Source organism: Candidatus Woesearchaeota archaeon (assembly GCA_021734105.1).
Lineage (GTDB): Archaea > Nanobdellota > Nanobdellia > Woesearchaeales > SKGA01 > SKGA01.
In genome coordinates, this window is sequence record JAIPJP010000015.1 from 16482 (window position 1) to 29823 (window position 13342).

The following is a 13342-nucleotide window of genomic DNA, read 5'->3' on the forward strand; positions in this document are numbered from 1 at the left end:
CATTCTTAAACACCGCTTCATTTTCATTATAGTATGATTACGCTTGACGCTGGAAAAGTTAATGGGGGCGGTTCTTATTTGCGAACAGCACTTGTTCTTGCCACTATTTTGCAAAAGCCAGTTACTATACAAAACTTTGCTATGGATAGGTTATTTCAAGGTCTTTCTGCAGATAAAATAGCGCTTATTCACGCGCTTGCAACGGCAACTGATGCACGTCTTGAAGGTGTCACGCCTGGTTCAACACGCATAGTATTTGTACCATCTCATCCTTGGTCAAAAAAAAAGATAGCATTAGGATTACAAGGTTCGATTTCTTTAGCATTGCAAGGACTTCTTCTTCCTGCATTATTTTCTCGACAAAAGGTTCGATTTCATTTAACTGGCCAAACTCACGGGAAAAACGCACCAACAATAACTTACTTACAACATGTTTTTTTTCGCTATGTACATGCCTTAGTTGAACAGCTTTCACTTAAAGAAAACGCGTTTGGTTTTTCACCTGAAGGCGATGTTGAAGTTATTGTTAAAGGAAGAGTGAATCGGTTACCTCCTTTACAAATTACTGGTGGCGAGAATCTTGCTGGTATTCGTTTAGAACTTGCCGCAAGTAAAGATTATCTTCATTTTGAAATGCTTACTCATTTAGAAAATTTTGCAAAACTTATGCATCCGCAAATTCGTGTTGTTACTCGTTACACGAGCACACAAAAATCAGGTATTGCTGCGGGTATTTTTGCATTTTATGGTGATGATTACGGTTTTGATAATGATAAGCCTTTTATTATGGGAGATGATGCTGTTTGGACGGGCCTATTAAAACACGCAGAGCTTGAACAAAATCTTTCATTATTTGTTAAGCAATTTCTTGATGGGCTTGATGAACCTGGGCTTGATGAATTTTGTGCCGATCAGCTCATTATGCTTTTAGCGCTTGTTGGTGGTGCTGTTAAGGTGAAAGCTGTCACAGATCGTGTAAAAGCCAATATTGCAGCTGCCGAGGTCATTTCAGGAACAATTTTTAGGGTTAAAGATAATATCATTACGGCAACACCTCATGTAGATGCGCTGTAAAGTCGTTTAGCTGGTTCTTAGTTTTTCTGCGTAGCAGTTTTTTTCACAGATAAAACTATGTTGTGCTTAACACAGCAGGCAATACGAGTTCTTTAGTAAACATGCCTGCTAAAGCAATAGGTTTATAAAAGACTATGGAGTTCTTGAACATAGACCTTTTGTCTTATATTTTAGGTGAAATAAAAATGGAAAATGCTATGTCAAGACCTTTAGACGCGCTTAACAAGTCTCGCGGTAAGCGAGTTATTGTCGACCTGAAGAATGGTTGGCGCTATGTTGGAAAGCTTCAAGCTTTCGATATCCACATTAACACGGTACTCGAAGAAGCTGAAGAATACGAACCAAACACAAAAAAGGTTATAAAAAAAGTCGATGAGACTACCTCTGAAGAAGTTTATGAAGGTGATAAACAGCTAAAGCGAAAGCTTGGTACTGTTTTTATCAGAGGAGACACTATTACTAATATTTCTGTTCAATAAGGTGAAATTACATGAGTAAAGGTACAGCATCTCAAGGTAAAAAATCCGGCAAAAAAACACATATTCCTTGTCGTCGATGTGGTAATCATACCTATCACGTGAGAGATAAGGTTTGTTCTAGCTGCGGGTTTGGCAAATCATCTAAGCTTCGTTCGTATAATTGGAGTAAGAAATAATCTTTTTAATTTCACTTATTTTCTTCTTTTCTTGTTTTTCATAATTCTATGGTCTCGTGTGTAGAATTTGTTTGTCTTAAGAAACTTTTTGGGCTGCGCATGCTATTTTAAATATGCCTTTGTTGCCGAAAGATTTTTAAACGTATTAAAGTAATTTTTTTACTATTATGGCTAACATTTTCAAAAAATTCGCTGAAAAATTCTTTGCTAAGTTTTTTAGTAAAAAAAAGGACGTTAAACTAGGTCTTTATGGTCCACCAAATGGTGGTAAGACAACACTTGCTAATCGTATTTGTGAAGATTGGTTAGGTGAATCTATGGGTAGTGTTAGCAGCATGGCACACGAAACTCGAGAAGTACAAATTAAAGAAGAAATTGTTATTAAAGGTAAGAATGGTCGAGAACTTACGTTTAATCTTATCGACACGCCTGGTATTGCAACAAAAATAGATTATGAGGATTTTATTAAAGAAGGAATGAAAGAAAAAGAAGCGAAGGCTCGAGCAAAAGAAGCAACCAAAGGTGTTATTAGTTCTATTAAATGGCTTGATGACATGGATGCGGTCGTTGTTGTGCTTGATGCAACTAAAGATCCTTATTCGCAAGTTAATATTACTATTGTTGGCAATCTTGAAGCAAGAAAGATTCCTGTTTTGGTTATTGCTAATAAAATTGATTTAAAGAAAGCAGATATTAAGAAAATTCAAGCAGCTTTTCCTCAATACATGGTTTTAGGTGTTAGTGCAAAAGAAGGAAAGAATATGGATAAATTCTACGAAGCCTTATTTGAGGTGACAAAGTAAATGTTAACGCTACAATTTATTCCGTATACTGAAATTGAACATTTAACGTCTGAGAAGCGTATTGCAAAACTTTTACGACTTGTAAAAACAGATAAAATTATTTTGCTTGAAGGTCGTTTGCGAAGCGAAGAAGAAACGGAGCTTATTCGTCGAACGATGGAAGAAATTAGTGCAAAATTTACTGGTATTGAACTCTCTGTTATTTATCCAGAATCAAAGAATGTTGCTTTTTTTGCTAAAATTAAACAATCCATTGTGAATATGGTTTTGGGTAATCGCCGAGGCATGACTATTATTGGACCTGCAAATGTTGTTAAAGAAATAAAACAAGATCCGGATAAAATTCAACTTTTCACAAAAGATGTACGGAGGGCTAGGTAAGAAAGCGAAGCTGAGTTCGGTATAGTAAAGCCGAACCTAAAACGCCGGATTACTCTTAACCCGTTAAGATGCCGCATCAATGTGTTTCTTGTGGAGCGTTCTATGAAGATGGCGCTAAAGATATTCTTCGTGGTTGTTCTAGTTGCGGTGGTAAATTATTTTTCTATGTGAAAAAAGAACGCATAGCAGAACTTAAAACTGAAGAGCCGCAGTTATTTGATTTAAGTATCGAGGATAAAAAGCAGATTGAAGAAGATGTGTATGATATTTTAGGTGAAGAAATTGATAGGGACAAACCTATTATTCTTGACATTGAAAGTATTAAGATTTTGAAGCCTGGTAAATATGAACTTGATCTTGTCAATCTTTTTAAATCAAAGCAACCATTAATCTATAAACTCGAAGATGGTAAGTATATGATTGATATTATAGAAAGCTTCAAAAAAATGGGTAAGGGCAAGTAATTATTTTGTTTATTGCCTCTAAAAGATTATTTTTTGAGCATTATTAAGAATAGTTGTAAAGAAAAAATATTTTCTAGGGTAAGTTGTGTGCTGTCTTGAACAATTCTTAAGTCGAACTTATGTGTAAGTGTAGCGCAGCAAATCGCCAAGTTTGATGATAAAAAGTTCGATTCGTAGACGAGAATGATGCTTCGCAGCACTCTTGCCTTCGCCCCAGTATTTTGAACAATTCTTAAGTTTTATATAGCCAAGCCTTCTAGCTAGTGGTATGAATCTTATTGACGTGCACGCTCATCTTGATTTTCCTGCGCTTGTTAAGAAACTAAAAATTATTTTACAACATGCAGAAAACGCAGGGGTAAAAGCTATTGTTGCTAATGGGGTCACGCCAGAAAGTAATCGAAAAGTTCTTGCGCTTGCAAAAGAGCACGATATAGTCAAGCCAGCTTTAGGTTATTATCCTTGGCACGTGCCTGAAGTTTCAGAAGTTGCTTTTGATGAAGAACTTGATTTCATAAAAAAAAGTAATCCTCTTGCGCTTGGAGAAATTGGTTTGGATAAAAAATGGGATAATATCGAGCACTACAATGTGAAAGGCGGAAAAGAAGCATTATTCAAACAGCAACAAGTCGCGTTTGAAAAGTTTATTACTCTAGCAGAAAAGAAAAACATCCCTCTTATTGTTCATTCAAGAAAAGCTGAGCTTGATGCTATTGAAATGCTTCAGAGTTCCTCTGCTAAAAAAATTATTATGCATTGTTTTAGCGGAAAAAAAAGATTAGTTAAAGAAGTGCTTGATAATGGCTGGTCAGTTTCAGTTCCTGTTATTGTCACAAAACTTGAGCAATTTCAAGATATGGTGAAAACTGCTAGCGCTAGTCAACTCTTAACAGAAACTGATGCACCTTACTTAGGTCCTGAACCTGGTTTAACAAATGAACCTGCAAATGTTGCTATTGCGATAAAAAAAATTGCAGAACTTAAAGGTCTCACCGAGCAAGAAATGGCCGATCAGATATATATGAATTACCAACGATTATTCCTTTAAAATGGCAACCTTAGAATTACTCGCAATATTGACTGCTGTTTTTGGCGTAATGATGAGTGTTGGTCCCTACATGCAAGCATATAAAATTTATAAGCATAAAAGCGCAAAAGATGTGAGTTTGCTCATGCAAGGAATTTTTTTTGCGGGAACAACAACATGGTTTTTGTATGGATTAATGCTTAATGATATTCCAATTATGTTGAGTTTTGGTATAGGAATTCTTGGTTGGGCATTATCTTTTGTGTTGGTATTAAAATATAGATGAACGTGATGTTATGGTAAAACTTGTTAAACAAAAAAAAGTCAAGTCTGGACGGCTCGCAAAAGGTTGCAAATTATGTATCAAGGGAAGAAAATCAGTGTTATTTATTACGAGCGCATGTCACTACGAATGTTTTTATTGTCCTATTAGTGATGATAAAAGAAAAAAAGATGTTGTTAAGATTAATGAAAAAGAATTATTACATCCTGATAGTTCTGAATCGTTAAGAGAAGTTTTTGATGAAATTCGTCTTTGTCAATCAAAGGGAGTGGGTATTACTGGTGGTGATCCTTTAGCAAAAACTTCTCGCACCTATAAATATATTAAAGCACTCAAAAAAGAATTCGGAAAATCATTTCACATTCACGTATATACATCGCTTCCTTTTGTCACAAAAGAAAAACTTTTGCATTTAGAGAGTGCTGGTCTTGATGAGATTCGCTTTCATTTTAATAATGACGATGTTGCTTCTTGGAAAAAAATTTTGTTTGTTAAAGAACTCAAGATGAAATGGGGTGTTGAAGTTCCTGCTATTCCGGGAAAATTAGATACTTCAAAAAAAATAATTGATTTTTGTAAGGCAAATAAAGCAGATTTTATAAACTTAAATGAGCTTGAATACAGCGATATCAGTAACAGCGAGTTAAAAAAACAGGGGTTTAAGGTGAAAGATTCGTTATCTTACGGTATTCAAGATAGTGAAGCTGTAGCTCATGAGCTTGTTCTTTACGGAAAAAAAATGCGTGTTCCGGTGCATTATTGTTCTTCTTCATTTAAAGATGCAGTCCAATTAGGTAATAGATTTTTGCTTCGTGCACAAAAAGTGGCCAAACCATTTGATGCGGTTGATTATCAAGGTATGTTAACAAGAGGAGAAATAACTCTTAAACGTAAAGATAAGCTCACCTTAGATGATGTTCGTTCATTTCTTATTGATGAAATGGAGCTTCCCTCTGAAGATGTGTGTCTTGAAGACAATCGTTTACTTGTAGCTGCTGACGTATTAGAATCTCTTTGGCCCATGCTTCTTGATGATCAGGATGTGCGTTGGGGAAGGTATTTGTGTGCTGCAATTGTAGTTGAGTATCCAACTGACGATCATTTTCTTGTTCAGAAAGTTGATTTATAATTATTCTTTGCTAGAAATGGTATCCTCAGCGTTACCATCATGTTTTGTTATGCATGAATGAGGGTTGCTCATTGCGAGGTGCTTGTTAGATGATGCTCAGTAAATATTTTTTTAAATAAATTTCGACATAATTATATATGATGAATATTTAAGTTAATCTATTATGGTTCGTATCACGATTGACACGGAAAAAGATTCTCATCACACTATTCAAAAAATTATCTCGCTTTTGCAGCAATTTGCTTCTGGTCATGCGCCCGTGCAGATGAATGCATCTATGCAGAATAATGCCTCTGTAGCGAAACATCAACCATCTTATCAACCGTCTTATCAAGAAGGCACTCCTGCAGGTACAACTGGTTATACTGATATGTTTGCCGAATTACCGACCAGCGAGCCGGTACAACCAAAAAATGTGTATGAAGACTTGTTCGCTCCTAAACAACAATATTCAGACCAGCTATCTGAACAAAAATCTGCTCCTGAACAAAATACAACGGCTAATTTTTTTGGAATGCCATCTGCATCTTTGTCATCAACAGCAGAGTCTGAACCTGTATCTTCTGTTTCTTCATCACCATCCGCTGATGGATTGTTTGATATGTTTTCTGATCAAACAAACTCGCCTAGTACGTCATCTGTGACAATGGCGGATATGTTTGCTCCAAATCCAACACCCTCAACAACTCTTAATCAGGATGATAATTCGCAGTTTTCTGATATTGATTTTCCAAATGTTCTTGATGATTATGCTGAAGAAAAAAAGGAAGAGTTTTCAGCAAAGGATTATCTAAAAGTACAAGAGTATGATGAGTAAGGGTTGGCAATTATGGGACATTATGAATTCTTAGAACATACTGCAGATGAAAAGTTTCGCGTGACTGCAAAGTCTCTAGATGATGCGTTTGCAACAAGCGTGAAAGCGTTTTATGAAATTCTTATTGGCAAGCAACATGTAAAACGAGTTGAGTCGCAAGACATTACATGCTCGGCAAAAAAACTCACCACGCTTCTGTATGATTTTCTTAATGAACTCGTGTTTTGTTTTGATGATGCTGATGTTATTCTCCCTCATGTTGAAGGTTTAGCAATTGACAAAGATGAAGATGCTGATGAGTATGTCCTTACTGCAACCCTTGTTGGCGATAAACATTACGACTACGACTTAAGAACTGAAATTAAGAATATGACCTATAGTGAAATGGAAGTGAAACAATTAGATAATGGTTATTGGGAGTTTGTTGTAGTTGTAGATATATAGTTCTTCTTACTATTTTCACGAGGTTTATAAATCGGTATTTATTTCTTTGTAGTACGCGGTTTACAACTTAGTTTGATTGTAAGCTGTTATGAGGTGCTAGGCTATGGTGTCACCCAAACAAGAAAATGAATATAGTTATATAATTCCCAAAGAGGGGAACATGAATGTACCGGTCAGGGTATTTGCTTCTAATATGCTTATGGAGCATCTTCTAAAAGATAAATCGCTTCAGCAAGGGATGAATGTTGCGTGTCTTCCCGGTATTCGCAAAGAATCACTGATGATGCCTGATGCACATCAAGGTTATGGTTTTAGTATTGGTGGTGTTGCGGCGTTTAGTATGCAAGATGGTATTATTTCTCCAGGCGGTGTTGGTTTTGATATTAATTGCGGTGTTCGTTTAATCACCACGTCCTTAACCAAAGATGAAGTCGAGCCACGAATTAGTGAATTGCTTGACAAATTATTTCAGGCTATTCCTTCTGGTAAAGGTTTTGAAAGTAAAGAACGATTATCTGATGAAGAACTTGATGCAATTTTAAAGGAAGGTCCCGCTCATTTAGTTTCGCAAGGCATTGGTACAGCTGAGGATATTGCTCATTGTGAAGGTAATGGACGAATGCCCGAGGCTAATAGTGATTTTATTTCTCCTCGTGCAAAAGCAAGGGGTAGAAGGCAGTTAGGAACACTTGGTGCTGGTAATCATTTTCTTGAAATTCAATATGTTGGTGAAATCTTTGATAATGAAACGGCTAAAACATTTGGCATTACTAAAGTTAATCAGGTTGTTTTTATGATTCATTGCGGTAGTAGAGGTTTGGGTCATCAAGTAGCAAGTGATTATTTAAGAAAAATGGAGGACGAATATCCTGATGTCATTGCTGCTCTTCCTGAAAAAGATTTAGTGTATGCACCAATTACCAGCAAGCTTGGCAAAGAATACTACGGCGCTATGTGTGCTGCAGCTAATTTTGCGTGGGCGAATCGTCATATGATAGGTCATCAAGCAAAAGAAGTTTTCAAAGAGTTTTTTCCTGATGCGATTTTTAAGACTATGTATGATGTCGCACATAACATTGCAAAAAAAGAAACGCACGTTATTGATGGTAAAGAAGAGGAAGTCATGGTGCATCGGAAAGGCGCAACGCGAGCTTTCGGACCGGGAAGTGAAGACTTGCCTGCCGATTACCAAACTGTTGGCCAACCAGTTATTATTCCTGGGAGCATGGGTACGTCATCCTATGTTCTTGTGGGGACAAAAGAAGGTATGACTGTTTCTTTTGGTAGTACTGCTCATGGCGCAGGCAGACTCATGAGTCGTTTTGCTGCTAAAAAAGAATATGATGGCGAGCAAGTCAAAGAAGATTTAGCTAAACATCATATCACGCTCAGAGCTCGATCAGTAAAAGGAGTAGGAGACGAGGCGCCTGGTGCTTACAAAGATGTTGATGAAGTGGTGAACGTCAGCCACAAAGCTCATATTGGTAACCTTGTCGCAAAGCTCAAGCCTCTTGGCGTCATTAAGGGTTAGTCTTTTTGTATTTTATTCTTCTTTTTTTTAGCGCGTTCAGGTCTTTTGACTTGGATTCTCTGGTGGTTGCCTATGGTTGCAGAATGCAACTCACGAACCTCGGTGATTTGATAAGAATGGCCGCTCAAACTTTTGGGTGTTAAAGGTTAAGAAAAAGTGCAGGTTTTAGTACGCCGAAAACCTGCAAACGGTTTAAAAGAGGTGGTGTTTGGTGGGCAAAGAATAAAATTATAAAACGTAGTTCCTAATTTGTAGATGCTATTACATTTACGATTTATTGCACAAGAAAATGTTGTTTTTCCGTGCCAAACAGTTCAACTAATTTTTTAGGAAATAAACTAATTCAAGCCTCTTGTTTTGCTAAGGCTTGCTCTTCGTAAAAGAGCCGAAGATAGTCTTTTTTAGGGTAGTTAATTGCGGTCATAACTAGTTAACTCCAACGTTAAGAGTTTGCCAAAGATAATTTTCTAGCATAGTTTCTTCAATTTCATCAATAATGCCTGCTTCAACTGCCAAATGGGCCACTTCCTGCGGGTATCGTTCTGTTTCTGTGTATATGCGTTCTTGTTTCATAGTATTCACCTCATCCACGCGTCTGAAAATTGGTAGTCGTAGATATCTGCATAGCTTTTGAGTGTTAGGTTCTTCATTTGTTTGAAAAACAATTGTTCAATTTCCTTTGTTGACATTTTTTGTCACCTCCAATAAAACAAACAGGCAATGTTGCTTTGTTTGCGTAACTTCTACTACTCTTTACATCTCGTTTCTTTATAAATTCCTCAAGCACTTGTCCAGTGCTATAAAAATGGACTTGAAGAGTAAAACTGCAAGAAGAAGCCTTTATTTCCCAAAGTACGTTGTCCTCTTGTGATTATCCAAACCATTAAAAACTCGGTAAAATTAGAGGATGCTATGAAATATGCGGTGCTTGCACAAACATTTGAGCAGCTTTCTAGCACAAATTCTCGTTTAAAAAAGACAGAGATATTGGCGCATTTTTTCCCCAAGCTTAATGATAACGATATTGATGCAGCGATTTTACTTCTTCAAGGCAGAGTTTTTCCTGAGTGGGATGTACGAACAAGCGGCGTTGCAGGTAAATTAGTCTTGCGAGCTATTGCTCGTGCTACTGGTCATGATCAGATCGATGTAGAAAAAATGCTCAAAAAGACAGGTGATATAGGGCAGGTCGCAGAAAATCTCACTATAAAGAGGCGTCAGCAAACGTTATTCTCTCAACCCTTAGAGCTGCAAGATGTTTTTGACACGCTTCAAAAATTAGCGAGCTTGGAAGGCAACAAATCTCAAGATGTTAAGCTGGCTGAACTTTCTAGATTATTAACTAGTGCATCTCCTTTAGAAGCAAAGTTTATTGTTAGAACTGTTATTGAAGATTTGCGTATTGGTATTGCTGACGGGACTATTCGAGACGCTATAGCTGCTGCTTGGAGTTATGGTTTTTTTGCTAAAGATTTCAAATATGATTCAAATGTGTTAGAACATGAAATGCAGCCTGGTTTTAATATTCTTAAAGTGAAGGAGCAGATTAAACGCGCACTTGACCTTACAGCTGATTTCTCGGTGGTGTTTGCACATATTAAAGCAGGTAAATCTTTAGAGGATTTTAAATTAACACTAGGAAAGCCTTGTCGTGTTATGCTTGCTCGAAAGGAGAATTCTTTTGATGAAGCTTTTGCAAGAACTAATTTTCCTGTTCGTTTAGAGTATAAATATGATGGTTTTCGCATGCAAGTACATAAAGCTGGAAATGTTGTCAAGTTATTTACGCGTCGGTTAGAAGAGGTGACAACGCAATTTCCAGATATTGTGGATGCTGTTAAAGAATTGGTTCTACCCAAACAATGTATTGTTGATACTGAAGTGGTTGGCTATGATCCTAAAACAGGTAAATACCAGCCTTTTCAGCATATTTCTAAACGCATTAGACGAAAATATGATATTGCAGGGCTTGCTCAAGTATTGCCTGTTGAATTAAATATTTTTGATGTGCTTTTGCTAAATGGCGAAATTCAGATTGAAAAGCCATTACATGAGCGTCTTAAACTATTACCAACTATTATACAAAAAGAAGTTGCTCGAAAGATAGTCTTAGTAAAAGGCGTTGTTATTGATAAACTTGAAGATGCACAAGAATTTTATGATGAATCTTTGGCTGCAGGTAATGAGGGTATTATGATTAAAGACCTTACTGCACCTTATCAGCCAGGAGGTCGTGTGTCTGCATGGATTAAGATGAAGCCCATTATGGATGAGTTAGACCTTGTTGTTGTGGAGGCAGAGTGGGGTTCTGGAAAGCGAAGTGAATGGATGACTAGTTTCACGTTGGCTTGTCGCACAGCACAAGGCACATTACTGCAGATGGGCAAAGTAGGTACAGGTCTTAAAGAGCTTCCAGACGGCGAGCATGTGACCTTTAGTCAAGTAACTGAGTTACTTAAACCGCTTACTATGGTAACTGAAGGAAAAATTGCCAAAGTTCGTCCTAAAGTTGTGCTTATGGTCGCCTATGAAGAAATCCAAAAGAGTCCTTCGTATAGTTCTGGTTACGCGCTTCGTTTTCCTCGGGTTTTGCGCCTTCGTCCTGATCGTTCCATCGATGATATTGCAAGTATTGATGATGTGCAGGATTTGTATGAATCTCAATAATTGTTCTTTTTTCTCTGCTTAGTATTCGTTTTTCTTGCTCAAACATTTTGAGCAAACTAGTTAGGCCTGCCGAAACCTCTATAAATAGAGAATTCAAACGTTACAGAAACTCTTTACACAAGGTCTTTCTTATAAATATCAAATATGAAACAACGTTTCTACACAGAAACAATGTTTCAAATAATATCTATTGTTTCTAGAATGATAATACTTATAAATAAGTCTTTCCCTAAGACTAAATATGATAACAGATAGGGAGATGATTGAAAAGCTTCTTAGCCCTTCTACACTCAAAATTCTTAAGTTATTTATTAATCATGACGATCAAAGATATTATCTACGAGAGGTGGCTAAACTAACCAAGGTACCTCCTGCCAGTACGTACAGAATACTGCAACAACTTGTTGACATAACTATACTTAGTGTGGAACAGATAAAAAGGTTCAAATTATATTCTTTAAACACAGAAAAAACTTTTTTTCTATCAGAATTACTTCAAGACCGTAAAAATGCAGTTGCTGAGTTTGTGAACACTATTAAAGAGTTTGATGGTGTTCAAATGGTTGTTTTACACGGGAAAGAGGAAAAAGACAAAGCTAACGTTCTTGTTATTGGAACAAACCTAGATACTGATTCTATTAAACGAAATGCAGTCTATATGGGTGAGAAATTCAGTTTTAATATCATTTTGCTCACTTTAACACCTGAACAGTATAATCAAATGTCTTCTATGGGTCTATATCCTGGAAAAAAGAAGATATTATTTGAAGCATAAAGTGAGTAATTTAATTTACTATATTCTAAAACAATAATCTTTATATACTCCTAAAGAGAAAATTAGGTATGTTGCTTGAGATGGTTGATTTGGGGTGTGAGGCCTTCTATTCCAACTCAGAACATATCCGAGTGAATAACTAGACACTCTTTACAAAAAACTAGGGGGAAATAAAAAATGGACTTTATCGTGAATGAACAACAACAACCACAGCCACAGAAAACAAATACTACTGGCGAGTTTGGCATTGAAGTAGGTCAAGCAAACATCAAAGTTATTGGCGTGGGTGGTGCAGGAAACAATATGACAAACTGGCTCTATAAAAAGGGCATTGAAGGTGCAGAAATTATTGCGTGTAACAGCGATTTACAACACCTTAATATGGTTGAAGCTGATAGAAAATTTCTCCTAGGAAAAGATTCTACTCGTGGTCTTGGTGCTGGCGGGTACCCGCAAGTGGGTAAGGAAGCAGCAGAAGAAGCAATGAGCGAAATTAAAGATTCTATGAAACTCTCTGACATGGTCTTTGTCTGTGCAGGTATGGGTGGAGGAACAGGTACGGGCGCTGCTCCGGTCGTAGCAAAAGTAGCTAAAGAAGCCGGTGCAATTGTTATTGGAACGGTAACTATGCCATTTAAGATTGAACGCGCACGTGTTGACAAAGCAGAATTTGGTCTACAACAACTACGGCAAAGCACACACACAGTAATTGTTATTGACAATAATCGATTAGTTCAAATTGCAGGAAATCTCCCTGTAAATCAAGCATTTGCTGTTGCAAACGAACTTATCTCTACTATGATTAAAGGTATCGTTGAAACCATCGCAGTTCCAAGTCTGGTTAACCTTGACTTTGCAGACGTAAAAGCTGTAATGACTGCTGGTGGCGTTGCAAGTATAGGTGTTGGCTCAAGTGATACGAAAAACCGTGTTGATGAAGCAGTTCGAGGAGCTTTAAGCAATCCACTACTCGATATTAGCTATGAAGGTGCTCAAGGCGCAATTATTCACATCCATGGTGGTCATGATATGACTTTAGATGAAATTAGCCGAGTAGGCGAACTCGTCACTGAATCAATGGATTCCTCAGCAAATGTTATCTGGGGTGCACGGGTGAGCGAAGATATGAAAGGAAAACTTACTGTGATGACTATTATTACAGGCGTTAAATCTCCTTGGGTTATCGGGCCGCAAAACGCACGTGAACAAGCACAAGCTCGTCAAGAATTATCTAACGAGCTGGGCATCGAAGTACTTCGATAAGGCGATTGGGCCAAAAGCCCTATTTTTTC

At 37.1% G+C, this 13342-nt stretch carries 16 protein-coding genes; 15 read left to right on the plus strand and 1 reads right to left on the minus strand.

Annotated features, from left to right (window positions below):
* The first annotated feature begins 33 nt into the window (after positions 1-33).
* The 12 genes from K9M74_03560 (at position 34) to K9M74_03615 (ending at position 8608) form a co-directional block, all read left to right on the plus strand.
* The gene (locus K9M74_03560) at positions 34-1074 is read left to right on the plus strand and encodes an RNA 3'-terminal phosphate cyclase (GenBank protein ID MCF7798955.1); all 1041 of its coding nucleotides are present in this window, start codon (positions 34-36) and stop codon (positions 1072-1074) included.
* Positions 1075-1259: 185 nt separating this feature from the next.
* Positions 1260-1553 (plus strand): small nuclear ribonucleoprotein, encoded by a 294-nt coding sequence (locus K9M74_03565; GenBank protein MCF7798956.1) that lies wholly within the window; start codon positions 1260-1262, stop codon positions 1551-1553.
* An 11-nt stretch (positions 1554-1564) separates the two neighbouring features.
* Positions 1565-1729, plus strand: a complete 165-nt coding sequence (locus K9M74_03570) for a 50S ribosomal protein L37e (GenBank protein MCF7798957.1) — start codon at positions 1565-1567, stop codon at positions 1727-1729.
* A 167-nt stretch (positions 1730-1896) separates the two neighbouring features.
* Entirely contained in the window at positions 1897-2532 is a 636-nt protein-coding gene (locus K9M74_03575) for a 50S ribosome-binding GTPase (protein MCF7798958.1), read from the plus strand.
* Positions 2533-2913, plus strand: a complete 381-nt coding sequence (locus K9M74_03580) for a DUF2073 domain-containing protein (protein MCF7798959.1) — start codon at positions 2533-2535, stop codon at positions 2911-2913. It begins immediately after the preceding gene.
* A gap of 68 nt (positions 2914-2981) precedes the next feature.
* Positions 2982-3377: a Zn-ribbon domain-containing protein gene (locus K9M74_03585; GenBank protein ID MCF7798960.1), complete on the plus strand. Its 396-nt coding sequence runs from the start codon at positions 2982-2984 to the stop codon at positions 3375-3377.
* 268 nt (positions 3378-3645) lie between these two features.
* Positions 3646-4425, plus strand: coding sequence for a TatD family hydrolase (locus tag K9M74_03590; protein ID MCF7798961.1), 780 nt, complete (start codon positions 3646-3648; stop codon positions 4423-4425).
* A gap of 1 nt (position 4426) precedes the next feature.
* A complete protein-coding gene (locus K9M74_03595) occupies positions 4427-4690 on the plus strand; it encodes a hypothetical protein (GenBank protein ID MCF7798962.1) in 264 nt (87 codons plus the stop codon).
* Between the two features lie 10 nt (positions 4691-4700).
* Positions 4701-5816 (plus strand): radical SAM protein, encoded by a 1116-nt coding sequence (locus K9M74_03600; GenBank protein ID MCF7798963.1) that lies wholly within the window; start codon positions 4701-4703, stop codon positions 5814-5816.
* A 163-nt stretch (positions 5817-5979) separates the two neighbouring features.
* Positions 5980-6633 (plus strand): hypothetical protein, encoded by a 654-nt coding sequence (locus tag K9M74_03605; protein ID MCF7798964.1) that lies wholly within the window; start codon positions 5980-5982, stop codon positions 6631-6633.
* A gap of 12 nt (positions 6634-6645) precedes the next feature.
* On the plus strand, positions 6646-7077 hold the full coding sequence (locus tag K9M74_03610; GenBank protein ID MCF7798965.1) for an archease: 432 nt from the start codon (positions 6646-6648) through the stop codon (positions 7075-7077).
* A gap of 103 nt (positions 7078-7180) precedes the next feature.
* Positions 7181-8608 (plus strand): RtcB family protein, encoded by a 1428-nt coding sequence (locus K9M74_03615; GenBank protein MCF7798966.1) that lies wholly within the window; start codon positions 7181-7183, stop codon positions 8606-8608.
* Positions 8609-9034: 426 nt separating this feature from the next.
* Here K9M74_03615 and K9M74_03620 read toward each other — a convergent pair whose 3' ends face one another.
* Positions 9035-9181, minus strand: coding sequence for a hypothetical protein (locus K9M74_03620; GenBank protein MCF7798967.1), 147 nt, complete (start codon positions 9179-9181; stop codon positions 9035-9037).
* A gap of 339 nt (positions 9182-9520) precedes the next feature.
* Here K9M74_03620 and K9M74_03625 point away from each other — a divergent pair, with 339 nt between their 5' ends.
* The 3 genes from K9M74_03625 to ftsZ all read left to right on the plus strand — a co-directional run bounded on the left by K9M74_03625 (position 9521) and on the right by ftsZ (position 13313).
* On the plus strand, positions 9521-11275 hold the full coding sequence (locus K9M74_03625; GenBank protein ID MCF7798968.1) for an ATP-dependent DNA ligase: 1755 nt from the start codon (positions 9521-9523) through the stop codon (positions 11273-11275).
* A gap of 241 nt (positions 11276-11516) precedes the next feature.
* On the plus strand, positions 11517-12050 hold the full coding sequence (locus K9M74_03630; GenBank protein MCF7798969.1) for a helix-turn-helix domain-containing protein: 534 nt from the start codon (positions 11517-11519) through the stop codon (positions 12048-12050).
* Between the two features lie 177 nt (positions 12051-12227).
* Positions 12228-13313 carry a cell division protein FtsZ gene (gene ftsZ / locus K9M74_03635; protein MCF7798970.1) on the plus strand — a complete coding sequence of 362 codons (1086 nt, stop codon included), beginning with the start codon at positions 12228-12230 and terminating at the stop codon, positions 13311-13313.
* Positions 13314-13342 lie beyond the last annotated feature (29 nt).